Below are 25,947 nucleotides of genomic sequence, written 5' to 3'. Positions count from 1 at the left end.
CAACCCCGGCGGGCCTGTATGCTATTTAGCGGGATACTGATTTCTCACCAGGCCTTTAATGTAAGCGACAAGTTCGCTTTGCGGGCGTGAAAAGATAGGCTGGATCGGCGTAGGCAACTCCGGGTTGACTATCATCAGCATCATGCAAGGTGCCAATAATGTGAATAAGGCGTAGACAGGAGTAACGTCATCGTCGGGTGCATTAAAATCGCTGGCCTCCATCACCATCTTCTTAATGATGCTCGCTCTTGTGTGAGCTTCGTTTACTAACACCGTATTAATCATGGGGGATGGCGTGACAATTTCCCGTGCCCACACTTTTCCGTGCCAGCTTCGCTCTTCCAGAATGTTGGCTACCACATGCTCAATGAGTTCGTCCAACTTGTCTTGCGCTGTTGCGTGACTCTCATTTAATGCCCGCAAAAAATCCAGGTGCAGGAAGTGTTCTATCGCCGCAGAAAATACCTGCTCATACAGCCCATCTTTACCATTAAAATGATAATTGATTGCCGCGGCATTCACCCCTGCTGCACTGCAAATATCTTTGGCTGACGTGTTGTGATAACCCCGTTGAGCGAATAATTCGGCGGCAGCAGCGAAGATACGCTTTTTCGTTTCTTCACCATCGGCACGGCCCTTTCGGTTTTGCATTTATTTCATCACCAGGTCGCTTATGTAAATTATCAGGCACTTTACCGTCGAATTAGTTGAAATTCAAATTTGAATTTCATATTGTGTTATACGTTGATGCTTAACAAGTGAATCCCTCTATGAACAAAAAGCTCGCTGTACTCATTGTCGTCGCGGTAGCGGCGGCAGTTTCCGTCTATGCATTTTGGCCAGAACGCGCGGCTGAACAAACAAAACTGTTCGGGAATGTCGATATCCGTCAGGTGTCTTTATCGTTCACCCAGTCTGAGCGGATAACAGCAGTAAATGTCGAAGAGGGGGATGTGGTTAAAGCGGGTCAGGTTATTGCCAGGCTGGATGACACCGTGCCAAACCTTGAGTTAACGCAGGCCAATGCGCAAATTGCCGCTCAGGAAGCGTTAGTGGCAAAGTTGCAGGCGGGCTCAAGACCCCAGGAGATAGCACAAGCAAAAGCGGTGGTGGCGCAGCAACAAGCGAATAAGGATATTGCATCAGCCCGGCTTAAAAGACTGCAATCAGTTGACAGCAAAACACAGGGAAAGGGCGTAAGCCAACAGGATATTGATGAGGCAAGGGATCAGGTAGTTGCGCTTCAGGCAGCACTTGCACAGGCGAAGGCCAGTTTAGCACTGGTTGAAGAGGGGCCCAGAAAAGAAGACATCGATCAGGCCAGAGCGCAGTTACAAGTGCTGGCTTCACAAAAAGCCTTACTGGCTGAACAGGTTAGCCGCACAGTGTTACTCGCCCCCAGCGATGGTGAAGTGCGGGCAAGACTGATGGAACCCGGCGACCTTGCCACCCCTCAACGCCCTGTTATCACGTTGGCGTTAACGTCACCCAAGTGGATACGGGTTTATATTAATGAAACCCAGTTGGCGACCACCAGGGTAGGTGAAGCCGTTGATGTTCATGTTGACGGGCTAAGTCAAACCATCAAAGGCACTATCAGCTTTATTTCTTCTGTCGCTGAATTTACGCCGAAAAATGTGCAAACAGAGGATTTGCGCACCTCACTGGTTTATGAGGTTCGGGTCAGGGTTGATGATACTGACAATACCCTTAAGTTGGGTATGCCTGCCACTGTGATGCTCACTAACGACGGACGTTAACCATGAGTGAACCGGTGGTGAGCGCCAGCGCGCTGGTTAAACAATTTAATGAGGACGGCCGGCAAACCGTAGCCCTTAAACAGATAGATCTCGAAGCAAAGAAAGGGGAGCTCACCGCCCTGGTTGGACCCGATGGTGCAGGAAAAACCACGCTGCTGCGCCTGGTCGCAGGGTTGATGCTTCCATCTGATGGCAGCTTACGTGTGCTTGGCTATAACACGGCGACAGACGCACAGCAGGTGCAAAATTTAATTAGCTACATGCCTCAGCGATTCGGTTTGTATGAAGATTTAAGCGTACAGGAAAATCTGGATTTGTACGCAGACTTACATGGCGTGGATAAAGCAACCCGTGAGGCGCGGTACGAGCGCCTGCTGACTATGACGAATCTCTCTGCTTTCACCTCAAGGCCGGCGGGAAACTTATCGGGCGGCATGAAACAAAAACTCGGTCTGGCCTGCACGCTGGTGCGCTCGCCCGCGCTTTTACTGCTTGACGAGCCCACTGTTGGCGTTGACCCCCTGTCACGGCAAGAATTGTGGAAAATTATCAGCCAACTGGTGGAAGATGAGTCGCTCACCGTGATGGTCAGTACCTCTTACTTAGATGAAGCAGAACGGTGTCATCAGGTGTACTTGCTGAACGACGGGACTATTCTGGCTAAAGGTGCGCCAGATACGTTGAAGCAGGATGCACAGGATCGCTGTTTTGTGGTGACCCCCTCATCAAACCAAAAGCCACGGGATTTACAAAGTGCACTGCTTGATAACGAAGAGGACGTAATCGATGCCGTCCCTCAAGGGGGGCGGGTACGCTGCGTGTTACATCAAGACAAAGATATGAAAGCCATCGCGCATCAGGTAAAGGCCGCGCAGTCAGAATCTGTGCCTCCCCGCTTGGAAGATGCGTTTATGATGCATTTGAAGACTCATATTAAACCCGCCGCAGTGGATGTATCCTCATTGGCGCAGCAAAACCAACATACCGGGCAATCTCGAACCCACGATAAGCCTATCGTGTCTGTTAACGAGCTGGTTAAACAGTTTGGTGACTTTACGGCAGTTGCCAAAACGTCTTTTGAAGTTTATCCCGGTGATATCTTTGGTTTATTAGGACCAAATGGTGCGGGAAAAACAACAACCTTTCGGATGCTCTGCGGATTGTTACCCGCCACATCAGGCACGCTGGACGTAGCAGGAAAAAACTTACGAACTGCCGCTGCCGGTGCACGTTCCCGCATTGGTTATGTGTCACAGAAATTCGCGTTGTATGGCAATTTAACCGTGTATGAAAACCTGCGCTTCTTTGCGGGTGCATACGGACTGTGGGGAAAGCAGCGAAAACAAGCCATTGAACGGGTGATTTCTCAATTTGATTTAGCCTCTCATGTGCAGCAAAAAAGTGCATCATTACCCGGAGGCTACAAACAGCGGTTAGCCATGGCGGCCAGCCTTATGCACCAGCCCGATATTTTATTTCTTGATGAGCCCACCAGCGGGGCTGATCCATTAGCGCGCCGGGCTTTTTGGCGACGTATCACGGCGCTGTCAAAAACCGGCACAGCCATTATTATTACCACCCACTTTATGGAAGAAGCTGAATACTGCGATAAGATTTTGATTCAGGATGCAGGGAAAAAGCTCGCCATGGGTTCGCCTGAGGAAATACGCGCAAGCATAGACGGCGATTCGGCGATGAGCATGGAAGAGACGTTCATCAGTATCATTGCGCAAAGTCGACAAAAACGAGACAAGGAGGCGGCTGATGTTAACTAAGTCCCGTGCTGTTCGCGCCTTTGCGGTTCGTCTGTGGGCATTGGTAAAAAAGGAAACCCGGCAGTTATTACGTGATAAAAGTAATTTACTGATTGGTATTGGCTTACCCATCGCACTCATTTTTATCTTTGGCTTTGGTGTTACGCTGGATGTGAAAGATATTCGATTAGCCGTGGTGACAACCCAGCCTACACCCGAGACCAACGACTTTGTTTCAACGGTAAGGCTGTCGCCTTATTTCAAACCCAGTGAAATGACCTCGTTGCAACAAGCTGAACAAGCATTGCGCGCGCGGGACGTTGAAGCCATTGCCATTCTTGATGACACTTTCACCAGTAAATTAAAAACCGGAAATGCAGACATTCAGCTTATCGTGCTGGGCAGCGACGCAACGCGGGCCTCTTCGATAAGTAGTTATTTCTCTACGCTCACCGGGGTGTGGGCAACAAAACAGCAAGACCGCCTTGGTGCAAACTCGCAGCATTCCGGAGGCGTGACTGTTGTACCCAGGCTTTGGTTCAACGATGCCAACACCAGCACATGGTTTATCGTGCCCGGGCTTATCGTACTTATCATGACATTGGTGGGCACGTTTCTCACGGCGCTCGTCATGGCCCGGGAGTGGGAGCGGGGAACACTGGAAGCACTTTTTGTTACCCCTGTCCGGCCTACCGAAATCATCCTGGCTAAAATTATTCCCTACTTTGGTGTCGGTATCATCGGCCTGGTGTTGTGTGTGCTGGCGTCGACTTTTCTATTCCATGTACCCATTCAGGGCGCGTTTTGGGTATTGGTATTAGGGTCGGTGATATACATGCTGGTGGCATTAGCGATCGGGCTACTTATTTCGGCACTGACGCGCAACCAGTTTCTGGCAAGCCAGATTGCCATTCTCGCCAGCTTCCTGCCCGCAATGATGCTTTCCGGCTTTATTTTCGATTTAGGTAATTTACCCGCCGGTGTTCATGTTATTGGCAGTTTATTGCCCGCTACGTATTTTATTGAACTGCTGCGAACAGTGTTTCTGGCCGGTAATTTCTGGCCCGTAATTATTAAAGATTTGGGGCTGCTCACAGTGTACGCCCTGGTGTTACTCAGTCTTGCCCGTTTTCTCACTAAAAAGACACTGGATTAAACTATGGGAAGTGTCCGTCGCTATTTTTTTCTTATCTTCAATTTGTGTCAGAAAGAATTTCTCTCTGTTTTAAAAGATCCCTCAAGCCGCGTCATTTTGATCATGCCAATCATTATGCAAACACTGCTGTTTGGCTATGCCGCCACATTTGATTTGAAAGAGGTGCCTTATGCCGTGCTCGATCAAAGTGACAGTCAGGCCAGCCATGAGGTACTGCAGAAACTGCGAGGTGCCGGTCTGTTCAATCAGGTGGCTACGTTGTCAGGAAGCAATGAAATTGCTGACATTATCGGTAATCAAAAGGCGCTGATGGTGGTGTATTTTCCCGCTGACTTTGAAGATAAATTATCCCGCGGGGAAAGTAGCCAGATACAACTTATTGTTGATGGCCGGAATTCTGCAACAGCTAACGCGGCCTTGGGCAGCTTTAACGCCATTACCATGTCTTATAATGCGGAAAAAGATCTCGGTGCACAGCTGCCAGTGCAGGTGAAAACCCGCGCCTGGTTTAACCCGAATATGGAAACGCGCTGGCTTATTTTGCCGGGAATGATTGCCGCGCTGAGCATGATTCAAACCATGATGCTCACCGCGCTTTCCGTTGCCAGAGAGCGTGAGCAGGGCACATTTGATCAGTTACTTGTGACGCCCAGTTTACCCTCGCAAATCTTAATCAGCAAAGCGCTGCCGTCGGTATGTATAGGGCTTATTCAATCTTCGCTGGTGCTGCTTATCAGCCGGTACTGGTTTGAAATCCCCTTTCAGGGGGCGTTGTCGACGCTCTACATCGGACTGTTTTTATTTACGCTGGCAAGTGTGGGGATCGGGCTGTCTATCTCTGCTGTTTCTCTGAATATGCAGCAAGCCATGCTGTATACCTTTGTTTTACTCATGCCGCTCATGCTGTTGTCGGGTTTTGCCACGCCGCTGACCAACATGCCTGAATTAATGCAGGATATTACCTACATTAATCCACTGCGTTTTTCGGTCAATATTGTCAGGCGTGTTTATCTTGAAGGGGCAACGTTTGCTGACGTTTATCAGGAGATGATCCCGCTGGTTATTATCGCCACCATTACTCTGCCGGTAGCCAGTTGGCTTTTCAGACACCGGACTTCATAAGGACATTCATCACATGAAAGTTTCGCTTATTTCTTTCACGCTCATCAGTGTACTTGCCATGTCGGGATGCACGAAATTGGGGCCTGAGTATGAAAAACCTGACGTGGCGATACCAATGACGTGGCCGACTTTGCAAGGCATGGATGGTCAAACACAAAACCAAACCGAGTCGCGTTGGCTAAACGACGATAAGACGCTGATGACGCTTCACAGTATGTTAGAAAAGCACAATCAGAGCTTACAGGTGGCTGCGCTGAATTTCGCCAGCAGCCGTGTTTACCGGCAGGTAGCCGGAAGCGGTGGCGAGCCGGAGGCTGGCTTTTCAGGCAGTGTAAAAAGGCAGCGGTTGAGTGAAGACGGCAGTATGACACGGTTTATCAAGTTGTCGGCCACCGGAGAGCAACAGGATACCCTGATAGATGCTTTGGCATCACCTTTTACCGTTTACTCAACGGGCTTTGATGCCAGTTGGGAACCTGACCTGTGGGGAAAAGTAGCTAATCAGATTGATGCAGCAGATGCTCAGCAAACACTGGCAGCAAGCGAACTGGCTGATTTACGTTTGTCGTTAACAACGGAATTAATGCGTCGGTATATACAATTCCGTGCCCAGCAAGCTGTGTTGATGTTGCAACAACAAAAACTGGCAAATCTGCATACTCAATTGTCTATAGAAGAGGCCTGGATTGCTGCAGGATTGGGAGATGAATCAGAACGTTTAGCGTTGCAAGCACAAATTCATCAATTAAACGGTACGCTGGACGGTCAGCGCAGTGAAGTACACGTGTTAGCTAATCAGCTGTCGCTGTTGGTGGGCGCACAGCCGGGTGCTTTGGCGCCTTTATTGGAAGCGCCACACGATGCGTTTCATGAATATGTGCTCTCTACGCTCAACGTGCCTTCCAGTGTGTTAAGGCAGCGCCCCGACATTCGCGCCGCAGAAGCCAAAGTAAGAGCGGCGACCGCAGAAATAGGCATTGCAGAAGCGGCGCTGTACCCACAATTCCAGTTAACAGGAAATGTGGGCATTGAAGCGCTAAGCAGTAGTGCGGTATCCGACTGGTCGTCGCGAACCTGGCAAATTGGCCCGGGCTTTTACTTACCACTCTTCAACCGGAACCAACTTCATCGTCAGGTTGAGATCACATCAATTACCCAACAACAGACGATTGTGCAGTATCAAAAGCAAGTATTATCGGCATGGACAGAAGTAGACAGTGCCATTGCGCAGGCTAACAGCGCCGGAAGACAACTGGAGCAAAGTCAGCAAGCGCTGTCCCGCATAACCCAAAGACTTACATTGACAAAAACAGACGCAGAAGCCGGCCTGACCAGTGAATTGCCTGTTCTGATGGCGCAACAACAATGGTTAGATGCGAAGGTTGGTCACGTTCAATCTCAGTTGAATGTGACCTTAAGCCAGCTTAGCGTGTACAAAGCGACGGGAGGCGCATCGCTTTAGGTGTGCATGTTTGTTTGTAGTAACACGTCACTGAGCTGATTTTCTTTAGGTCCGGGTCAGACTAAGACTTAATGGGGGGGGGGTGTCTGAAATGAGCGAATAGCAGGCATTGTGCAAAATGTAAGACGCTATCCCAGCAATTGTTACCACACGTCCTAACTGAATTAGCTGAGAAGAATTTAGCTCAAATCTAATCTGACGCTGGCACCAGAAAAACTGGGTAACTGTCAGATCAGGTCTGAGCTAGTACATCCTAACCCAAGCAGACTGGTCTATCGCCTTCGCCCTCTCTATAAAACTACCAATTAATATCAGGAGGATTAGGTATTTGGTAATCCTTAACACCTGATAGCTTGATGTTAAGCATTCCTAACCTTTCCATCAGCCCTTCAGTATTTTCCCGCTTACTTAGTTCTCGCAGCATTTCGATAAACCAAGGCTCACAATCAGGACCAAGCACAACGTCATTGATAAGTTGATTGACATCAACGGGAACTTTAACACCAGCAGGTATATCCTTTATCTCACTGTCGTCAGGCTCATCGTGGTATTTAACATCATTTGGAATTAGATCTGAAACTGCTCCGTCATCCGAAAATACTAGTCGAAGCTCTTCCTCGTACTTATAGAACAGGCTTTTGTTAAGGTACTTCGCGAAGCCATTGGGCATAAGTCCCTTAACTACTTCAGGGTCAGAATAGTCAACATAGTGCATTGCCCCAGCGTAAATTCTGTAATTATTACTTTCTCCCAAAGCTATTCGTAGATTACCGACGGTGGACTTAATTGCTAAGCAATTCTTATCTTCACCGTATACACGCCACATAGCAAAGTTTTCAACGTCACCTATATGCCAGCAATTAATGAAAGTGTGATAACGCTCGAAGTATTCACGCCTCGCATTCATGACCACACTGTGTTCACCCCTTAGCTGAGAACTGAAAACCTCATTACCTTGTCCATCAGTCATTGGAGCAAAATCAAGCGACCTCAAGTATTCGTTATTTGCCTCTACTTGCGCTTCCGGCACCCTCCCTTCCATTGGGTCACTTGCCTGAAGAATATCCGCTCTGGCAAACCACAGGCTTCCTGAAGAAATCAGACTCATAAACTTAGAGTAGCTCATGTATCTCCATTTAATCTGTTCATCAGCAGGTGTATTAAATGTTGGATGATCTTCTATGACTGGCGACATTGGAAGTTGAAGATGAGGTTTATATGTAATCTCCATGTCCAAACTTGCAGCTAATGTTCTAAAAAATTCAAGCTTATCTGTTTGGCTCATCAGAAATTGATGCGATTTCGATACGCCATCTACTGATACAGCGCTAACAACAAACGTATCAACTCCCTGTCTCATATCCGTCTGGCGAACTTCCATTGATATTATTCTATCTTGCGGTTCGAACACGAAGCCCCTCCGTTAAAATCAGGTCCTTTGTTAAGCTAACCCCAATAATAGGGCACAAGGTCATGTCGTGCACCTTGCAAAACGACCGCTTTTGACCAAAAGGCGCTCCCGCAGAGCTTTCTAATGGCTTACGTGGGCGAGGTTCTGATTATCACGTTTTCAAATATCAAGCGATTCAGCAATATCCAGAGCATCATCAACTTCGATCCCAAGGTACCTCACGGTGCTCTCAAGCTTCTTATGACCGAGTAGCAACTGAACCACGCGTAGATTTTTCGTTTTCTTATAAATCAGGTAAGCCTTAGTCCTTCGCATCGTATGCGTGCTGTAAAGCGTAGGATCGAGACCTAGTTTTTCAATCCAGCTGTGGAATATACGGTTATATTGCCTGGTGCAGATATGTTCTCCAGGGACTTTTGCTGATGGGAACAAATAATTACTGTAATTGAGACCCTTAAAATTGATCCAGTCCAGAGCCGATTTTCTCGTGCCCTCAGTAATTTCGAACTGAACCGGAGAGCCTGTTTTTTGCTGTGTCACAAGTGCGCGTCGCATTACCACGCCACCCGACATGACATCCGATACGAGCAGCTTGACCAAATCACATCCGCGAAGTTTACTATCCAGTGCCATGTTGAATAATGCTAAATCGCGTTTGTTGTCTTCCATTTCCAATCGGATTCGGATCCCCCATATGTGAGAGATCTTAAGCGGTCTCTTCTGCCCAATAATTCGGTGTTTGTTCCAAGGTTTGCTAGCGGCTGTCATAGCAATCTCCCGATAATTAATAATTTGTAGTATGGGCCGGAAGTCCTGAAACAGGCAGTTGTGACGTTCTTTTCTCTCGAATAAGCTGTAAACTAAAGACCACTTATTTGTACCTGTGTGCCCGATTTTCTTATCTTTGAATCGGATGTATAATAGCTGTCATATTGTTAGAGGTGTTTATGAATACAAAGATTGAAATATACGGCGTGAAAGCTGTTAAGCGCCCTAAAATCGCCGCCAGCAAGAAACTTGATTTGTCCGGTGAGTCTGGTCAGCAAATTGTGAAGTCTGAAACTAAGCTGGTTTTAAGAACACACAAGCGTACGTTTGAAAAACTCGCTGATATGTAATGGATCTCATTTTCTTCCCCTTTGAACGCGTGATAGAGATTAACGTGTTCATTCTCGAAAACGAACCAGGCATGAAGGGCGCTGCTGATATCAACAAACTTCAGGGTGCCTTAGGCAGAATTGATAATGCTATTGCCTATTCAGGTTTAGATGACATTTTCGAAATCGCTGCAAAATATGCCGCATCAATTGCACTTTCTCATTCACTTCCTGATGCTAACAAGCGAACAGGTCTGGCCGTTGCGCTGGAGTATTTGTCGCTCAATGATTTTGAGTTAACCGCTGACAATGCTCTCTTTGCAGATGCAATCAGAGACTTAGTCATCGGAAAAATTGATGAGTCAGATTTTGCCGACTTGCTTTATTCCCAATATATTTTCGAACAAAACTCAGAACTTTGAAATTTACCTACGCTTACCAGTCCTTCACGGTATTGCTGATGTCCGCTTCTGACCAAAATACGTAACTACAAAGCCGCCCCTTTAAAATCAGAGGCCACTTTCTTTTACAAGTAACCTGATGAGATCTTCTGCCGGAAGCTCCCTCTTTATCGGAGCACCCTGTCCGGACCAATATGCTGCAAATTCATTAATACCTTTTATTGATGCGGCATTATGCAATTTTTTAGCGGCGTCATAAGCTAACGGGTAAGATGCCGGAATTGCATCTTCAAGGCTCTGGCAGTGAGTTATAAGACGGTTAACGATGCCCCGGGCAGGGCGACCTGAAATGGAACTGGTAAGTTGTGTCTTGAGTGATCTGTCGCTTTTTAATGCTGCTCTGTAGTCATCTGATGCGGCAGATTCAGGACAAAGGATAAAAGCGGTGCCAAGTTGTGCAGCGTCTGCGCCTAAACTCATCGCTGCTTTTATACCCATACCATCAACAATACCTCCGGCTGCAATGATCGGCAAATCACACGCCTGAGCAAGCTTTCCCGTTAATACGGACGTGGATAGCTTCTCATCTCTGGAGTCTACGTTAAACACTCCACGGTGTCCGCCCGCTTCAATGCCTTGAGCCACTATCGCATCTACGCCGCTTCTCTCGATTAAGTGTGCTTCGTCCGGATTGGTTGCAGTGGCAATTGTATAAATGCCCGCTTTTTTTAGTGCGCTGATTGTCTCGCCTGGTGGTAAACCAAAATGAAAACTTACGACAGCTGGCTTCGTTGAAAGCAACATCTCAAGGACATCGTCATCTTCTATAAATGATTTATAAATTTCATTTAGCTTTGCGGGAGGCGCCATGTCCAGCTCTGCAAAAAGCGGCGAAAGATGTGTTAACCACGCATTTTCTGCTTGTTGGTTGCGGATGGCGGGCTCATGACAGAAAACATTTACATTAAATGGTTGGTCAGTGAGTGCCCGCGTTTCTTCGATGCGCTGTTTTGCGCTTTCTGCGTCGCTGGCACCTATCCCTAAAGAGCCAAGTCCTCCGGCATTCGACACCGCTGCAGCCAGGCGTGGGGTAGCCACGCCGGCCATTGGAGCTTGAATAATTGGGTACTGAATACCCACTTCGGAACAAAACCTGTTCTGCTTTTGCATATGCATCCCGGCGACTAATTGACAGATGATATTCTCACATAAAGGGGCTGGAACGGCCACGCCTCTACTTGGCCGATCATTACCGTGGTGATGTTACATTGTTTACCAATCTTCTTTATTGCACTCTTTAATCTGCTTCCAGTGTAAGCGTTGCGCCACTCACATCTTCCTGCAAATGATGCCGGCTGTTTAGCTGGAACAGGCGGTTGGCATCTATGGCGGCATCGTTAATTAAATAACGTTTTACCGCTTTTGCGCGCAAGTTTGCCAGTTCTGCCAGCTGGCCCGGGGAAATATCGATATTGCTGCGCAGGGAGTTGTACATGGCAATATGCAATGCCCGTTGAACCTGGGTTTCGTCTACCTCTGAAGGTGTCTGTTCTGTTTGCTCAGAGGCATCGTTTTCTTTTTGTGATGGCGTAAGCTGAGCAATGATTTTAGCCCGCTCTTCGTCTATCGTGATCCCCAATGTTTCAGTAAACGCCTGTTTGAGCGCATCAGATAGCGGGCCTTCGACGGGATAGCTGCTGGCAGTCATGTTCGCCGGTAGTGCGCCGGAACCGGACAACGTCATTAAACGTTCTTGCAGAGCTTTTTCTGCCAGTTCGCCAGCGTCGGCTACTGCATTCACTGTTCCTTCAATATTCAATCGCAGGCCGGGACGCTTTTTCAGCGCTTTAGCCAGTGTGGTTAACGTGGCTGTGGCTTCATCATCAAGCTCGCTGCTACCGGCAGCAAATGTTACCTCATTGAGGGTATCGTCACTGCCCACTAAGTTGGCAAGGAAAGAGAAGGGAGCGGTTACGGCTTTAGTGATGAGGTTGCCAATGGCGTTCAAGATAATCGAGCCAAAACTGAAATCAGGGCTGTCAACATCACCGGAGACTTCCAGGCCTAAATCAATGACACCGTTGCGGTCCTGTAAAAGCGCAACGGCAAGCCCGAGAGGAAGACTTAAGGCTTGCTCAGAGTCACTTTTCTGACCCAGCGTAAGCTGGTCGATGACCACATGGTTATCGCCTTCCAGCGCATCACCCTGAAGCTTATATTGTACATCCAGAGACAACAGCCCTTTATCAATGTAATACCCCATGTAGGTGCCGGAATACGGGTTCACTGAAGTTAACTCAGCACCGCTTACCGAGAACATCAAATCAAGGTTTAGGGCGTCGCTGAACGGGTCTATATTGCCTTTGAGTGATACCGGCGCATAGTTATCGATTTTGCCTGCGATATCCACGGCAGCAGCCTTCCCTGATGCAGAATCCAGCTGGCTGATGGTGCCGTTTAACGATTCTATTCCCGAAGCGAAGCGGGGCGTCAGCGAGTTATCGGCAAAGTAGGCGTTACCGTTCTCAATGCTGATCTGATTAATCGTAATGGCCAGTTGTGATTTTTCATCTGCTGTCTTCTCCAGCGTGTCGCTTTCCTTGTTTTCCTGCGCAGCCTGTTCGCTTGCCGCGCCGGAGTCTCCTGTTGCCGGAGGGCGGCTCACAATAATGTCGCTGATATTGGTGTGTTTGTTTTCGTCAATAACCAGCTTTGCAAACGGCTCACGCAGCATCACATTATCAATGCTCAATGTATTCGCCGTTGTACTGAACGCAAGATTCGCGACGTCAAGAGCTTGCCACTTAAGCAATGGCGCTCTCTTTTGTGTGTCCAGAATGGCAAGGTCAGCAAGGCTGACAGAAGCGTTAATGTCTGCTGTGCCTGATGCGTCAGCAGTAAAACTGGACTGCGTGCTGAGGCGTCCGCTTTCCATTATCACATTCGCATAGGGCGAGATATATTGTTGCAGCGGCGAGAGAAGGAAATCATCCAGCGTCAGTGCACCTTTTACCTGCTGTGCCGTTACATCAATGTCGCCTTCAGACCGGAACGTACCGGTGGCTTCTGTAGCAAAAGCTCCGGCATTACCGCTGGTGGACAGGGCTAAGTTGTAATGAACCGGTGAGGTAAACTGACTGTCAACCGGACCTGTTGTCAGGTTTATATTGAAAACCCGCCAGAACATATTGTCAGCAATGGCTTTCTCGTTCAGTGCGACTTCACCGCCGGTAAATTCAAAGGCATTTAATACAACATGCCAGCCTGATTCTTCTTCACCGGCCGGCGTGTGAGCAGAGGTACTGCCGGCGGAACCGGATGCCTGCGTTGACGTTACCGGCGGTGTGCTGCCCGTTGAAGGCGCCGTATCTGGTAAAAGATAGCGCTGTAAATCCAGCCCATCATCATCGAACAGGGCATTTACCTGCATGTCTGCTACAGCAATCTTATCAACGCTGACAGATTTATCCGCAAGGCTTGCCTCTATGCCGTCTACGGCAAGTTCCGGTACGGTAATCTTCGGCTCGTCCTGACGGGCAAGGGTAAGAGAGTGTAATCCGAAGCTGCCGTCTTTCACGGTTACATTCAGTGACGCGTTGTCCTCAAATAACGAGAACGCCAGCGCGAGATCAACACGGCCGTCTGTCAGTTCAACATCTATTATGTCGTTTGAAAGTGGCCACAGGGGCGCCAGTGCAATATCCGACAAACGGATATTGCTGTTAAACACCAGCGGTGAAAGCTGAAAATCACCCTTAAGATTGACTTTGCCGCCCTCTGCCGTGTTTAGCTGGAAGGCGTAAGCGTTATCTGTCTCACTGCTTTCTGCTTCGGGGCTGTTTGCTGATTTGCCGGACTGTTCAGTGATAGTGGCCAGCGTGTCCAGTCCGGTAAGCGTGATGTCCAGTTCAGGGTAATCCAGCCTGGCACCGGTGACTGCGTCGCTAAGTAAAATGTGGCCGTTTTGCAGTGTAAAGTGATTCAGCCTGATGTGTGGAATACCAGCCTGTTCCTCCGGGGCTGTTTCAGGCTCTTCCTGTTGCGCATTCTTTGCCAGCGTATCGATGATGTCAGAGACGTTCAGCCGTGTATTTTCTCCGCCGGTTAAGCGATGTAATTGCACGTAGGGTGCACGCAAGGCAATATTTTCAACAGTGGGCGTAAAGCTGGTCAGCGTTTGCCAGAAACCCAGATCGACGGTCAGTGCCTGTAAGGCAAAGAAGTTTTCGTCGCGCTCAGCTTCTTTAATGCTGAAGTCACTGACTTCAGCCCGCAATAAAAACGGGTTGACTGAGATGTCTTTAACGGTGACTTCCCGCCCCAGCATGTCAGTGAGTTTATCCGGCACGGTGGCCTTCAGCACCGCAGGTAATACCACGCCCGCTAGCAGCGCATAAGTGATATAAATTAACAGAAAGTAAACGGAGAGACGAAGCCACAGGGGTTTACGGCTGAAAGAAGAGATCCGGTTCTTTGAATGCATGATTAACTATTAAATGAGAAGCCGGCAGGCAGAACAGCAACCATGATGTTGCCAGTCTGCTCTGCATGAATGAGAGGTTTTACCCTAAAGGGCGGAGAGCAAATTATCCAGTCCTGATTGGAAAATAGACTGGGTTTCGGTGTTATTTTCACTCTTGAAATAGCTGCTGGCCTGAGAGACAAAGCTGCTGATCATTTCCGGCGTCAGACCCAGTGCTTCAAACTGCTGCTTCAGATCGTTGATGGATTTTGCCGTGCTGCTGTATTCAGACGCCTTATTCAGCAGACCGGATAGTGCATCAGACTTTGAAGATGAAGAACCGGATGTTTCCGGTACGCTGGATAATAACCCTTCCAGACCGGGAATGTTGCCGGCAAGTTCACTGTAATCCGTACCAGACAGGTTCCCTTTCACATAATTAAACAGAGAAGCCAGTCCGCCTTCCGATTGCGCTTCAGTTACACCTAAATTGCTGCTCACTGAGCTGATTAAACCTGATAAATCTACTGACTCAGATGCGCTGGCCGTTGCGGATTCTGTGGTTTCGGGCTTCGTGAGCACCTTCTTTAAATCCTGCAATGATGATGCAGCATGAACAGGGGCCGATAACATAAATCCCAGTGCAGCCAGAGCGGCAACAGATTGTACTTTCATAAAAACTCCGGAGTCACCCTGTGAGGGTGTAATAGTGAAAAGTATGACAGGAGCAGAGGGACAGACACATGGTCCGGCTTCAGAGACGCTAACTAATGAGGGATCACGTTAACACTGAAGCATTGCCCGTTGATTGTTGAGGCAACCTTAACGGGCAATGCGGGGTAATGCAAATGCTTTTACAAAGCAGGGCTGGCAGGCGTGCCGGTACGCAGCGCTTTGGCAAAAACCTGCGTTACACCATTGGTCCAGCCGAAGCCATGTTGTACTTCGTATTCGCCGCCGCTGGCAGAGGTGGCAATATCTTCCACATTGTATTTCTCCATCAGCGTATGGTTGGCTTTGTAGTAGGTATCCACCGTATTTAACCAGCGGGACATCACTTCACCGGCTAGCTTGTTGTGTTCATATGACTGTAATCCCTGTACCGCAAACCACTGAAGCGGCGCCCAACCGTTCGGGGCATCCCACTGCTGACGGGTTTCACATAAAGAGGTGACCAGTCCGCCATTTTTAAGAAACCGCGTCTCCAGTGCACCGGCTACTGCAGCCGCCTGATGTATGTCTGCAATACCGGCAAACAAAGGTAAAACGGTTGATAAAGCGTGCACCGTTGATTGCACACTGAGTTTGTAATTGAAATCAACATACACACCGGCGTCCTGCTGCCAGCAATACTTGTTGACCGCCGATGCGCGGGCCTTTGCTAATTCTTCCCACAACTGCGCTTCCTGACATTGCCCGCCGTTAACCTGCCGGCTGAGTGAGGCAATGGTCTGTTCGAGGATGACCATCAGGCAATTTAAATCTACGGGCACAATATCGGTGGTTTGAATGGTGAGCAGGTCGTTTGTCTTGCCCAGCCAGCGGGAACTGAAATCCCAGCCCGACTCGCATGCAGCGCGGATATTTCGATAGAATGCGCAGGCTTCTTCATTGTTCATATTGGCTGTCGCTTCAACATCTTCACGGTAGGATTCCGGCCGGGGAGTGGCACTGTCGTCCCAAAAACGGTTCAGCAATTCACCGTCAGGCATGCGAACCACCCGCTGGATGGCAGTGGTAGCGTCGCTGATGTCTTCATAACCGTTCATCCAGAAGGCGTGTTCCCGTTTTAGTGCCTGCAAGTAAAATGCATCTAAATCGGCATTGTCACTGCTTATCTGGGAAAGCTGTCTGACCATCAGTGCCAGCACTGGCGGTTGAGAACGGCTGTTGTAATAGGTGCGGCTGCCATTGGGAATTAATCCCACATTTTGCTGCAATGCGATGAAGTTATTCACCATATTGCGCACCAGTTCCACATGGCCGGATTCCATCAGCCCCAGCGCAGTGAAGTAACTGTCCCAATAATAGATCTCACGAAAACGACCACCGGGCACCAGGTACGGGCAGGGAAGGGGTAACAAAGAGCCTTCGGTTACCGTGCTGCAGGGGCGGGTAAGCTGTGGCCACAGTTTCTCAATGTAAGTATTCACATCATCCGATTGAACATCCGGTTCTTTCGCCTGCTCCGGTAAATCAAAATGTGCATGTACAAATTTACGCAGCGCGTCATCATTTGCGAGCTGTTGTGTATCAAATGCCGCAAGCACAGCCTCTACAGGCTGTTTGGGTACCGCATCTGCAAAGGTTTTGCTGTCAGCAAACAGTCCTGCCATTTGCACACGATGAAATAATTGACTTGAGAAAAGCTGGTGGCTTTTTGCAAGATACGCTGAAACTTCCATAGGTATCCTTTAACATGAAGCGATGGCCGTCTGATCTTTGGATGAGATCTGACGAAACAGAAAAATTGAAGCAATGATGCCGGCTATAGGGACAAGCAGCATATAGAACGCCTGCTGACCGCCGGCATGTTCAAACAGATAACCGGTGATCAGAGAGCCGGTTGTACCGCCCAGTGCAGAAAAGACAACAATAAGACCGGTCATAGCGGCTTGTTTATGGGTGTCCAACGCGCTCAGCATCACTGAATTTAAAATGGGGTAGAGGGGCGCCATCAGTAAGCCGATGAGAGGAAGCATGAAAGCCGCAACCGGCGCATCGAACAGTGATGAAACCGCATCATTCTGATGACCCTGAGCCAGCGGCAATGTGATCAAAATCAGAACTGCCATTAATACCGCACAGCCAAGTAAAAAGGGAAACCAGTTGATGAAACGCAGTGCCTGGCCTGCTAACAGGCGGCCCAGTGCAATAGACAAAGCGAATAAGCTGGTGATCTGCACGCTGATATCTACCGGAAGGTGCAGCACTTCATTGTTGAAGGTGGGTAACCAGCTGCCGATCCCCTGTTCAATCAATACATACAGGAAAATCGAAAATACGAAAATGATCACCAGGGGCTGCCAGGCAAGTTTTATCATACCAGTGAAAGCCGCCGCTGCAGATTGCTCTTTATGAGCGGCATCCGGCGCCGGCAGGGGCGAAAACAGCACCAGTAAAAATGTGATGACAAGTAACCCGGCCAGCCAGTAGTACACTTCCATCCAGCTTGCGGATGAGGGGTTAAGCGGATCAACAAAGGCACTGAAAATCCAGTATCCGCTCAGCACGCCCACCATAAATATGCCTTCGATAGTATTCAGCAGAGAAGAGTGGGAGCGGGTATCGTGAGAGAGCAAACCTACCAGGGCGTAAACCGACACTTTTACCAGTGCAAACGCTGCGCCGATACTGGCAAACAGCAGTTTGACAGCAATAAATTCACCGGTGACCGGGGTCAGCAAGCAGGCCACAGACACAAGTAACAATCCGGCCATCATTGCCAGCTTGTAACCAATCCGGGGAATAAATGAAGCCACAAGGAAGGAAACAAATGCGATGGTTAAATCTTTAAACCCTTCCAGTGTCGCAGCTTCAGGCTTGGAAATCCCGAAGGTATTAATAGATTGCAAGATCACAGTACCCACGCTGTTAAGCAGAATAGCGAAGACAAAGTAACTTGCTGCAATGGCGGTTATCGTTAGCAGGCGTGGCATTTGTTTAATTCTCGTTAATAAAACCGATTATAGTCTAGCTTGTGAATTTTTTGTTTGCAATCGTTTGCATTTGGGTTGAAGGCAATATTAATCCAAAATTCAGTCAGCCGGGATGCAGATGTTCAGCGCTAACAGGTTAAATTAAAAGAGAATTTATGATGCGGACTTGCGAACAATCAGTTCAATATCGATAACTTCTGAAAAGGCCGGTTTGCCGTTCAGCTGATTTAGCAGTTGTGTCACCATCACACTGGCGGCTTCACGGGTGTTCTGGCGGATGGTCGTCAGCGCCGGATGAAGCAGTTCTGCCATGGCAATATCATCAAAACCAACAATGCCTACCTCGCCCGGGATAGCGATATAGCGCTCTTTCAGTGCTTTGAGCGCACCAAGAGCAACCATATCACTACACGCCACAATGCCGTCAAAATTAAGACCGTGCTGTAAAATGGTTTCATTGATCTTGTTGTAGGCCGCCTGACTGGTGAGATCGATAGGAAAGATAAGCGCTGTATCGTGCTCCAGACCAGCTTCGTTGTGGGCTTCCACATAACCCGCGTAGCGCTCACCCATCTCTGCGTGACCGGTATCGCCTAAAAACACAAGGCGCTTGTGACCACTTTCAATAAGATGTTGCGTGGCTAATTTACCGCCCAGCCGGTTATTACTGCCAATGATGGGGTAGCCTGACTGGCTGTTAGGATCGCCCCAGACTACCAGCGGCGCACCGGCTTTGGCTGCATCTATGGCTTTCTGTTCGCTTTTCCCCTGGCCTACCACAATCAGGCCGTCAGCCCGGCGGCTGTTGATAAAGTAGTTATACCAGTCGTCTGTCGCCATGAATGAGTTCGATAACAGTAACTCGTAGCCTTTGTCATTCAAAGCCTGATTCAGATCGCCCACAACCTTGAGCAGGAAAGGGTCATTGATGCTTTGTTCTGTGTGTTCTATGAGGTTGAGAATAACGGCAACCACATTGGTGCGTTGGGTGCGTAACCGGCTGGCGGCAGCGTTGATGCTGAAATTATGCTCTTTTGCCAGAGCCTGAATGCGCTCCCGGGTGGATTGTTTAATCACCGGGTTATTGTTCAGCGCCCGCGACGCGGTGGAGGTGGAAACCCCTGCAATACGGGCCAGATCAGACAATGTAAGGTTACGCTCAGATTTCAAAACACGACTAACAACAGGTGGACATGGGCCGGACTATAGCCTTTTTTACGCAAATTGCCTACCTCACAGCAAACCCCCGGAGACCGCTCAAAATGTGATTCTTGTAAATGCAATGATAAAAAAATGCGCAACTATTGAAAATTATCTTTGCAATCGATTGCATTTTTTCGTATTTTTGTTCCCGAAAGATGGCAGGGTGTCGAAATTCACCCTGTACGTATAACGATAATTAACAGGACACTGAGCATGAAAACCTCTCTATCTCCTTTGTTTTTAGCAGTTGTTGGCGCACTCGGCTTTACCTCAGCCGCGTTTGCCCAGCAAGAGACAGAAAACACAAACACCGGTAACAGCGAAGTAGAACGTATTGTTGTAACAGGTGTCCCCGGCGGCACCCCTACCCGTAAAGTAGACACCAGTTTTGCAATCACCAATATGTCTGAAGAAGATATCAAACGACTTGCCCCTAAGAGTACAGCTGATATTTTCAAAGCCGTACCGGGTGTTTGGGCGGAATCATCAGGCGGTCAGTCTGGTGCGAACATTTTCGTCCGGGGATTTCCGGGAGGTGGTGATGCCCCATTCGTTACCCTTCAATTGCAAGGTGTGCCTGTTTTTACACCGCCAACATTGAGTTTCCTTGAGAACTCCTCGCTTTTCAGAATGGATGAAACCATTTCGTTTATGGACGCGTTGCGTGGTGGTCCTAACTCGGTGTTGTCAAACGGCCAGCCCGGCCTGACATCTAACTTCTTACTGAAAGAAGGCTCAGAAGAAACCGAAGGTCTTATCAAATACACAGGTTCAGATTACAACCTGAAACGTGTAGACGGCCTGGTAAGTGGTGAGCTGGCTGAAGATCTTTATTTCATGGCAGGCGGCTATGTGTATACCTCGCCGGGGATCCGTGACACGGGTTTCGACACTGAAGACGGCAAGCAATTCACCCTGAACATCACGAAAGAACTGGATAACGGTAAGTTTTCAGTGTTTACCCGCGTGACCGATGATCACGGTATCTGGTATCTGCCAGGTGCTTTGAATGCGCAGGGCGTGGATAACTCTTACGTACAATTAGGTACGCTGAACCGTCAGTCTCAAATTCAGGTGGGTACTGATGGTGAAGTCATGAATGTCGACCTCGGTAAAGGTCGTGGCTGGAAAGGCTCGGTTACCGGCGGTAATCTGCAACTGGATTTAGGCAACGGCTGGACCCTGGCTGACAAATTCGGCTACACCAAAGGCGATGCCAACACGTACGGCTTAGTGCCTGAAGGTGGCGCAGTGAAACTGGCTACTGTTGCTGATAACGGTGAGTCGGCAACCGGAGTGGTAACCGGCACAGAGTACGCAGGCGATACTGATGTACAAATGTTCGGTAGCTGGGTTGTATTGAAAGAGATTGAAGGTTTGTCTAACGATCTGACGTTCGGTAAGGCTTTCGACCAGGGTAAATTTACCTTCGGTTACTTCACCAGTTCATTCTCTTCTGACGACTGGTGGTCCATCGGTAATCAGTCTTACTACGTAGTGGGCAACGGCGGTGAAATGCTCACCGGTATCGATTGTAACGACAATGCCGACAGCTGTAGCTGGAACTATGATATCAATGCAACAGGTGACGGCTCTTCCGATGCATTCTACGCGGCAGTAGATTACAAACTGACAGAAGATTTAACCGTTGATGTGGGTGTGCGCAGTGAAAAACACGAAGTGCAGTACACCGTTGACGAAGGCCTGACCGGCGTTGTCAGCAAAGCGGTTGATTACAGCAAAAGTGATATCGCATGGACTGCGGGTGCAAACTGGCAGTTTGAAAAGAACAAAGGCGTATTCTTCCGTGCAAGTGAAGGCTTCAAAATGCCTTACTTCGATGATTTCCGTGATAACTATGGCGCGTACACATCAGGCGAAGATCTGATCCAGCAAGTTACTCAGTATGAGCTGGGCTACAAAATGGCCAGCCAGAGCTTCAGCTTGTATGCCACAGGTTTCTTCAACGAAGTAGAAGGGGATACCTTTGTTGCACGTCCCGGCGCGCCGGCAGAAGTGCTGACCAACGAAGCTTACGGTGTTGAGTTAGACGTTGCTTACTATGCTGACAACGGCTTCTCTGTAACAGTCAATGCGACTGTGCAGGAAACCGAAATCACAGCGAGCCCGACAAATCAGGGTAACGAAGCACAACGTCAGCCGGGCTGGCAGGTGCGTTTGACCCCAAGCTACGACTTTATGCTGGGTGATGTTGAATCTACTGTATACGCAACGATTTTTGCTGTTGATGACCGCTTTGGTGATAACGGCAACACCGTTGTGCTGGAAGGTTATGAGCAAATTGATTTAGGCTGGAACGTGTTCCTGTCTGAAGATCTGGAGCTGCAACTGAACGTGCAAAATCTCACCGACGAAGAAGGGCTGACAGAGGGCGACCCCCGCAACCCGTCATCCCCTAACGGCCGTTACATTTTACCCCGTAATGCCACATTCAGCGTGAGCTACCGCTATTAATTAAAGTGATAAAAGGCGACAACTGAAAACGGCGCAGGTGTGAAAACCTGCGCCGTTTTTGTTTTTAATCCGGCGGAAGAGAGGGATCACAACGAATATGCAATCACATAATCGCCGGGCTTACCGCTGGCCGATGTACCTCCTGCAGAAATAAGCACAAATTGTTTGCCGGTTTGTTTTGATGTGTAAGTCATTGGCGTTGTTTCAGCACCCACAGGCAGTCTGCCTTTCCACAGTTCTTTACCGGTTAATACGTCTATTGCTCGTAAATAAAAATCCTGTGTTCCGGCCATAAATATCACGCCAGTTTCTGTAGAAATCGGGCCCCCACGTGTTGGCATGCCTATTGGGATAGGTAAGTGTGTAACTATGCCCAGGGGACCAGTGTCTTCAACTGTACCTAATGGAACTTGCCAGACAATGTCTTTTGTCGTCATATCGATAGCTGTCAGGGTACCAAAGGGTGGTTGCTGGCAGGGGATTCCCAGGGCGGAAATAAACTGACCTTGTTTAATACCCCAGGGAGTGCCCAGTTGCTGACCGCTTACCCCTTCACTGCCAACGCCTGCGTACATTTCCTCAAACGTTTTGCGAGGAATAAGCTGCGAGGTTACGCCTACACGAATGTCATTAACGATTAACAGGTTCTGGTTTTCCACAACAGAAACCGACCCCCAGTTCATGCCGCCAAACCAGCCCGGTAGGTGTAAAGTCGGTACTTCGCTTGGTGGCGTATAATCACCTTCGTAGCGAAGCTTTTTAAACTGGATACGACATGAAAGCTGGTCAAGTAATGTTAGCCCCCACATATCGCTTTCTTCTATTTTTCCGTTACCAATAAGCGGCATGCCAACTGAGTAGGGCTGGGTAGGCGAAGTCCAGTCGTCATCCACTGAACCAGTAGGCACTTTTTTCTCCACAACCTCAGTGACGGGTTCCCCAGTTTCGCGGTTAAGTACAAAAATCTGGCCCATTTTGGTTGTCTGAATTAAAGCCGGTATCGTTTCGCCTGCACCGTCCGGAATATCAAAAAGCGCAGGTTGTGAGGGAACATCAAAATCCCAGATATCATGATGTACGGTTTGATAGCGCCAGCGCTCTTTGCCTGTTGCCAACTCCAGTGCCACGATGGAAGAGGAGTACGCTTCATCCTGCGGTGTTCTATGACCGCCCCAGAAATCAGGTGTGGCGTTACCAGTTGGCAGGTACACGAGTCCCAGTTCTTCATCATAGGAAGGGGTTGACCATACATTGGGGGTTCCTCTGGTATAACTTGTGTTGGTGACGTCAGAGAGTGCAAGCGCCGGGTTGCCCACATCCCAAACCCAAATCAGCTTTCCATTATTGACATCAAACGCTCTGACAACACCTGATGGTTCGCCGGTTTCGTGGTTATCCCACACCAGTCCACCAACAATAATTAAATCGCCAGCTATCGTTGGCGCTGCTGTAGGAAAGTAAAAGCCCGGTTTGATTTCACCCATTCCTGCTTTCAGCGAGACAACACCGTCTTTTCCAAAACCGTTGCAGTAGGCTCCCGTCTTTGCATCCACAGCAATAAGCCGGGCATCCACAGTAGTCGTGATGATGCGCTGGCGACATTGAAGTGGAGTATTGTCTTGTACTTGCCCATTATTGACAGCAGTCGACGCCGTTTCATAATAACCCACGCCACGACAACGAGGGCGGTTGTTACCCTGCGAATGGGTTTCGACTTTCCAGATTTCTTCGCCTGAATCGCCATCCAGTGCAAACAGGGTATTGGACTGCGTGCAGCCATAAACAAGCCCATCAACATAGAGAGGAGTAACAACAAACCCTTCTCCGGCGGTAGGATCAGGCACTTCTCCGGTCTGATAGGTCCATGCTTGTTTCAAGTTGTGCACATTGTCCGGGGTGATCTGATTCGATGATGAGAACCGGGTTCCTGCGGGCGTATTCCCCCAGTGTGACCAATTGTGTGAATTTGCTGTTCCGGAATTGCTTTCAGCATGCGTTGTCTCACTCATGGCAAAGTCATTTCGAATAACTCCATGTTTTTGAAACATAGCGATAAAAGTGAATAGGCAGCCTGCCAGAATAGTGATCGCTACGAACCTGTTTACAGGAATGCGGAGTACTCTTGATGTTGTTTGGCTTAGCGGGAGAAGCAGTACTAACGCCGCTAGCAACGCCAGTACGTACAGCCGTGAAAAGAGCGCCCAGAATGCGAAACCGCTATCTGCAATCGCCCAGATTACGGTTAAGAAAACGGTCGCGATGAAGACCCAAACGCCTGACCGCTTGTTCTTCAATAGTAATATCCCCGCAACTGACAACAGTACACCAGCAACGGCGAAATACGGACTACCGCCCAGAGCTATCAAATAAGCGCCGCCTGCCAGCAAGGCGACACCCAGTGCAATAATGATGATCGAGACTAATTTTGTATAGAGGGTGTTTATTGTGGTTTTCTTTTGAATTGACATTATATTTCTCCGCGAACTATTCGACCAATCGCTCAATCAGTTTTTGCTGATAAGTCGCTAACTCCGAATTCCTGGCTGCCTGGAATGTCAGAGGTGTCAGGTAAGTCATACCAGCATGAGCAGCTGACGCTTTCATCGGTGCGAAAACATCTTTCAATTCAATACCAATCCGACCGTTCTCACCATAAGTTGCACTGCCTCCTCCGGCAGTGGTGACTAACATCATTTCTTTTCCTTGCCATAATCCCGGACCTACACTTCCCCAAACATCATTCAGGTATGCTTTCAACATAGGAGAAATATTGAACCAGTGGGTTGGGAATACGAAAACAACCCGGTCATGACTACGCATAAGCGAACGTTCGACGTCTGCGTCGATTGAGCGAGTATCAAATCCGTAGATACTTTCCAGATTTCTGACAGTTACGTTCCGAACATTCTTCGCGGCTGCTTGCAGGCCCAGAGTCAACACAGAGCGTTCAGGATAGGGGTGTGAAACAATTACCAGCGTTTTCACTTGCGCTTCTGGTACATCGGTAGCGAAAGCGCTGGTACTAGTTATACAAACGCTGAGAACCCCCAGGATTTGTAACCAACGGATGAAATAGTTGCGTAGCATGAATGGCTCCTGTTTATTAAGATTCAGATTAGCTGATTGCGCGTTAGCGCATGATCAACCCGCCATCCACAGAAATAGACTGACCGGTTACATAGCTTGATGCATCGCTGCTTAACCATAAAACCACATCGGCTATCTCGCTGGCATCTCCATGTCTTTTCATGGGGATTTGAGAAATCATTCCCTCTAATGCTTCTCTTTGCCCTGATTCCGCCATCTGTTCAGCCATTGGGGTCCAGATAAGTCCCGGACAGATAGCGTTCACTCTTATATTTCTGTCTGCATATTCCAGCGCTGCGCTCTTTGTCAGCCCGAGCACACCATGCTTTGCTGCATGATAGGTTCCTCGCTCAGCGCCACCTACCAGACCGCCTAAAGATGAGCAGTTAACAATGACCCCTTCACCTTGTTCGCGCATCTGACGTAATTCATATTTCATGCAGGACCACATTCCGCGTAAATTCACACCATTTACTCTGTCGAAGTCCTCAACCGTGGCATCGGCGGTTTCAGCCAGTTGGTTTTGAACGCCCGCGTTATTAAAAGCAATGTCTATTTTCCCGAAGGTTTTGATAACGTTAGACACCATTTCTTCGACTTCTTCGGGAACTGCAACGTCACATTGAACGGCAAGCGCTTCGTCAGAGGAGCTACTCAACTCACGCGCTGCCAACTCTGCACTGCGTAAATCGCGGTCGACAATTGCTACTTTTGCTCCGGCTTTGAAAAATGCCTGCACCGTTGCCAGGCCTATTCCTGATGCACCGCCAGTAACGAGTGCAACTTTGTCCTGAAAGTTAAATTGCATAGAGATTCCTTATCGTTGTGAAATTTATTTTTGCTTGTTGTAAGAGTCGCAATGGGCGAACAGAACTTAAAGCAAGAAAAAGTATTTGAT

At 48.7% G+C, this 25,947-nt stretch carries 20 protein-coding genes; 8 read left to right on the top strand and 12 right to left on the bottom strand.

The annotated features are described in order from the left end of the window. Nucleotides 1-21: 21 nt before the first annotated feature. Nucleotides 22-651 carry a CerR family C-terminal domain-containing protein gene (locus J3369_RS16955; RefSeq protein ID WP_349589072.1) on the bottom strand — a complete coding sequence of 210 codons (630 nt, stop codon included), beginning with the start codon at nt 649-651 and terminating at the stop codon, nt 22-24. A 119-nt stretch (nt 652-770) separates the two neighbouring features. Between J3369_RS16955 and J3369_RS16950 the strand changes: the two genes are divergently transcribed. From J3369_RS16950 to J3369_RS16930, 5 genes are read left to right on the top strand one after another with little or no spacing between them, the layout of a single operon-like run. Further along, the gene (locus J3369_RS16950; RefSeq protein WP_349589069.1) at nt 771-1,760 is read left to right on the top strand and encodes an HlyD family secretion protein; all 990 of its coding nucleotides are present in this window, start codon (nt 771-773) and stop codon (nt 1,758-1,760) included. Between the two features lie 2 nt (nt 1,761-1,762). Beyond that, nucleotides 1,763-3,535 (top strand): ATP-binding cassette domain-containing protein, encoded by a 1,773-nt coding sequence (locus tag J3369_RS16945; protein WP_349589066.1) that lies wholly within the window; start codon nt 1,763-1,765, stop codon nt 3,533-3,535. Further along, nucleotides 3,525-4,670, top strand: coding sequence for an ABC transporter permease (locus J3369_RS16940; protein WP_349589064.1), 1,146 nt, complete (start codon nt 3,525-3,527; stop codon nt 4,668-4,670). Before J3369_RS16945 ends, J3369_RS16940 begins: the two co-directional genes overlap by 11 nt. 3 nt (nt 4,671-4,673) lie before the next feature. Next, nucleotides 4,674-5,792, top strand: coding sequence for an ABC transporter permease (locus J3369_RS16935; RefSeq protein WP_349589061.1), 1,119 nt, complete (start codon nt 4,674-4,676; stop codon nt 5,790-5,792). A gap of 13 nt (nt 5,793-5,805) precedes the next feature. Next, nucleotides 5,806-7,254, top strand: coding sequence for an efflux transporter outer membrane subunit (locus J3369_RS16930; RefSeq protein WP_349589059.1), 1,449 nt, complete (start codon nt 5,806-5,808; stop codon nt 7,252-7,254). A 298-nt stretch (nt 7,255-7,552) separates the two neighbouring features. Here the strand turns inward: J3369_RS16930 and J3369_RS16925 are convergent, their stop codons facing one another. Then, nucleotides 7,553-8,665, bottom strand: a complete 1,113-nt coding sequence (locus J3369_RS16925; protein WP_349589057.1) for a hypothetical protein — start codon at nt 8,663-8,665, stop codon at nt 7,553-7,555. A 159-nt stretch (nt 8,666-8,824) separates the two neighbouring features. Continuing rightward, complete coding sequence (locus J3369_RS16920) at nt 8,825-9,433, bottom strand: tyrosine-type recombinase/integrase (RefSeq protein WP_349589055.1); 609 nt, start codon at nt 9,431-9,433, stop codon at nt 8,825-8,827. Between the two features lie 179 nt (nt 9,434-9,612). Here J3369_RS16920 and J3369_RS16915 point away from each other — a divergent pair, with 179 nt between their 5' ends. Beyond that, a complete protein-coding gene (locus J3369_RS16915) occupies nt 9,613-9,783 on the top strand; it encodes an acetyltransferase (RefSeq protein ID WP_105934978.1) in 171 nt (56 codons plus the stop codon). Continuing rightward, nucleotides 9,783-10,184: a type II toxin-antitoxin system death-on-curing family toxin gene (locus J3369_RS16910; RefSeq protein WP_349589052.1), complete on the top strand. Its 402-nt coding sequence runs from the start codon at nt 9,783-9,785 to the stop codon at nt 10,182-10,184. Before J3369_RS16915 ends, J3369_RS16910 begins: the two co-directional genes overlap by 1 nt. Nucleotides 10,185-10,271: 87 nt before the next feature. On the opposite strand, the gene J3369_RS16905 is transcribed toward J3369_RS16910, so the two are convergent. The 6 genes from J3369_RS16905 to J3369_RS16880 form a co-directional block, all read right to left on the bottom strand. Beyond that, nucleotides 10,272-11,333 (bottom strand): NAD(P)H-dependent flavin oxidoreductase, encoded by a 1,062-nt coding sequence (locus J3369_RS16905; protein WP_349589049.1) that lies wholly within the window; start codon nt 11,331-11,333, stop codon nt 10,272-10,274. Nucleotides 11,334-11,460: 127 nt separating this feature from the next. Further along, entirely contained in the window at nt 11,461-14,646 is a 3,186-nt protein-coding gene (locus tag J3369_RS16900; protein WP_349589046.1) for a DUF748 domain-containing protein, read from the bottom strand. An 84-nt stretch (nt 14,647-14,730) separates the two neighbouring features. Then, nucleotides 14,731-15,300 carry a DUF2780 domain-containing protein gene (locus J3369_RS16895; protein WP_349589043.1) on the bottom strand — a complete coding sequence of 190 codons (570 nt, stop codon included), beginning with the start codon at nt 15,298-15,300 and terminating at the stop codon, nt 14,731-14,733. A gap of 179 nt (nt 15,301-15,479) precedes the next feature. After that, the gene (gene treF, locus J3369_RS16890) at nt 15,480-17,030 is read right to left on the bottom strand and encodes an alpha,alpha-trehalase TreF (protein ID WP_349589040.1); all 1,551 of its coding nucleotides are present in this window, start codon (nt 17,028-17,030) and stop codon (nt 15,480-15,482) included. Between the two features lie 9 nt (nt 17,031-17,039). Then, on the bottom strand, nt 17,040-18,284 hold the full coding sequence (locus J3369_RS16885) for an MFS transporter (RefSeq protein ID WP_349589038.1): 1,245 nt from the start codon (nt 18,282-18,284) through the stop codon (nt 17,040-17,042). 153 nt (nt 18,285-18,437) lie between these two features. After that, entirely contained in the window at nt 18,438-19,454 is a 1,017-nt protein-coding gene (locus J3369_RS16880; RefSeq protein ID WP_349589036.1) for a LacI family DNA-binding transcriptional regulator, read from the bottom strand. A 246-nt stretch (nt 19,455-19,700) separates the two neighbouring features. Between J3369_RS16880 and J3369_RS16875 the strand changes: the two genes are divergently transcribed. Continuing rightward, complete coding sequence (locus tag J3369_RS16875) at nt 19,701-21,962, top strand: TonB-dependent receptor (protein ID WP_349589033.1); 2,262 nt, start codon at nt 19,701-19,703, stop codon at nt 21,960-21,962. Between the two features lie 86 nt (nt 21,963-22,048). Here the strand turns inward: J3369_RS16875 and J3369_RS16870 are convergent, their stop codons facing one another. The 3 genes from J3369_RS16870 to J3369_RS16860 are packed head-to-tail and all read right to left on the bottom strand — an operon-like array spanning nt 22,049 to nt 25,857. Continuing rightward, nucleotides 22,049-24,430 carry a membrane-bound PQQ-dependent dehydrogenase, glucose/quinate/shikimate family gene (locus J3369_RS16870; RefSeq protein WP_349589032.1) on the bottom strand — a complete coding sequence of 794 codons (2,382 nt, stop codon included), beginning with the start codon at nt 24,428-24,430 and terminating at the stop codon, nt 22,049-22,051. 16 nt (nt 24,431-24,446) lie between these two features. Then, nucleotides 24,447-25,049: an NAD(P)H-dependent oxidoreductase gene (locus J3369_RS16865; RefSeq protein WP_349589029.1), complete on the bottom strand. Its 603-nt coding sequence runs from the start codon at nt 25,047-25,049 to the stop codon at nt 24,447-24,449. 43 nt (nt 25,050-25,092) lie between these two features. Beyond that, nucleotides 25,093-25,857 (bottom strand): SDR family NAD(P)-dependent oxidoreductase, encoded by a 765-nt coding sequence (locus J3369_RS16860; protein ID WP_349589026.1) that lies wholly within the window; start codon nt 25,855-25,857, stop codon nt 25,093-25,095. Nucleotides 25,858-25,947 lie beyond the last annotated feature (90 nt).

Origin of the sequence: Alteromonas sp. NFXS44, from assembly GCF_040148705.1 — a bacterium.
Lineage (GTDB): Bacteria > Pseudomonadota > Gammaproteobacteria > Enterobacterales > Alteromonadaceae > Alteromonas.
The sequence above is the reverse complement of the archived record's forward strand: the minus strand, read 5'-3'. Positions and strand labels throughout refer to the sequence as shown.

Excerpts from the sequence above, each read along its gene's own strand:
- J3369_RS16955 (WP_349589072.1), bottom strand. The coding sequence starts at position 651 with ATGCAAAACCGAAAGGGCCGTGCCGATGGTGAAGAAACGAAAAAGCGT.
- J3369_RS16950 (WP_349589069.1), top strand. The coding sequence starts at position 771 with ATGAACAAAAAGCTCGCTGTACTCATTGTCGTCGCGGTAGCGGCGGCA.
- J3369_RS16945 (WP_349589066.1), top strand. The coding sequence starts at position 1,763 with ATGAGTGAACCGGTGGTGAGCGCCAGCGCGCTGGTTAAACAATTTAAT.
- J3369_RS16940 (WP_349589064.1), top strand. The coding sequence starts at position 3,525 with ATGTTAACTAAGTCCCGTGCTGTTCGCGCCTTTGCGGTTCGTCTGTGG.
- J3369_RS16935 (WP_349589061.1), top strand. The coding sequence starts at position 4,674 with ATGGGAAGTGTCCGTCGCTATTTTTTTCTTATCTTCAATTTGTGTCAG.
- J3369_RS16930 (WP_349589059.1), top strand. The coding sequence starts at position 5,806 with ATGAAAGTTTCGCTTATTTCTTTCACGCTCATCAGTGTACTTGCCATG.
- J3369_RS16920 (WP_349589055.1), bottom strand. The coding sequence starts at position 9,433 with ATGACAGCCGCTAGCAAACCTTGGAACAAACACCGAATTATTGGGCAG.
- J3369_RS16915 (WP_105934978.1), top strand. The coding sequence starts at position 9,613 with ATGAATACAAAGATTGAAATATACGGCGTGAAAGCTGTTAAGCGCCCT.
- J3369_RS16910 (WP_349589052.1), top strand. The coding sequence starts at position 9,783 with ATGGATCTCATTTTCTTCCCCTTTGAACGCGTGATAGAGATTAACGTG.
- J3369_RS16905 (WP_349589049.1), bottom strand. The coding sequence starts at position 11,333 with ATGCAAAAGCAGAACAGGTTTTGTTCCGAAGTGGGTATTCAGTACCCA.
- J3369_RS16900 (WP_349589046.1), bottom strand. The coding sequence starts at position 14,646 with ATGCATTCAAAGAACCGGATCTCTTCTTTCAGCCGTAAACCCCTGTGG.
- J3369_RS16895 (WP_349589043.1), bottom strand. The coding sequence starts at position 15,300 with ATGAAAGTACAATCTGTTGCCGCTCTGGCTGCACTGGGATTTATGTTA.
- treF (WP_349589040.1), bottom strand. The coding sequence starts at position 17,030 with ATGGAAGTTTCAGCGTATCTTGCAAAAAGCCACCAGCTTTTCTCAAGT.
- J3369_RS16885 (WP_349589038.1), bottom strand. The coding sequence starts at position 18,284 with ATGCCACGCCTGCTAACGATAACCGCCATTGCAGCAAGTTACTTTGTC.
- J3369_RS16875 (WP_349589033.1), top strand. The coding sequence starts at position 19,701 with ATGAAAACCTCTCTATCTCCTTTGTTTTTAGCAGTTGTTGGCGCACTC.
- J3369_RS16870 (WP_349589032.1), bottom strand. The coding sequence starts at position 24,430 with ATGTCAATTCAAAAGAAAACCACAATAAACACCCTCTATACAAAATTA.
- J3369_RS16865 (WP_349589029.1), bottom strand. The coding sequence starts at position 25,049 with ATGCTACGCAACTATTTCATCCGTTGGTTACAAATCCTGGGGGTTCTC.
- J3369_RS16860 (WP_349589026.1), bottom strand. The coding sequence starts at position 25,857 with ATGCAATTTAACTTTCAGGACAAAGTTGCACTCGTTACTGGCGGTGCA.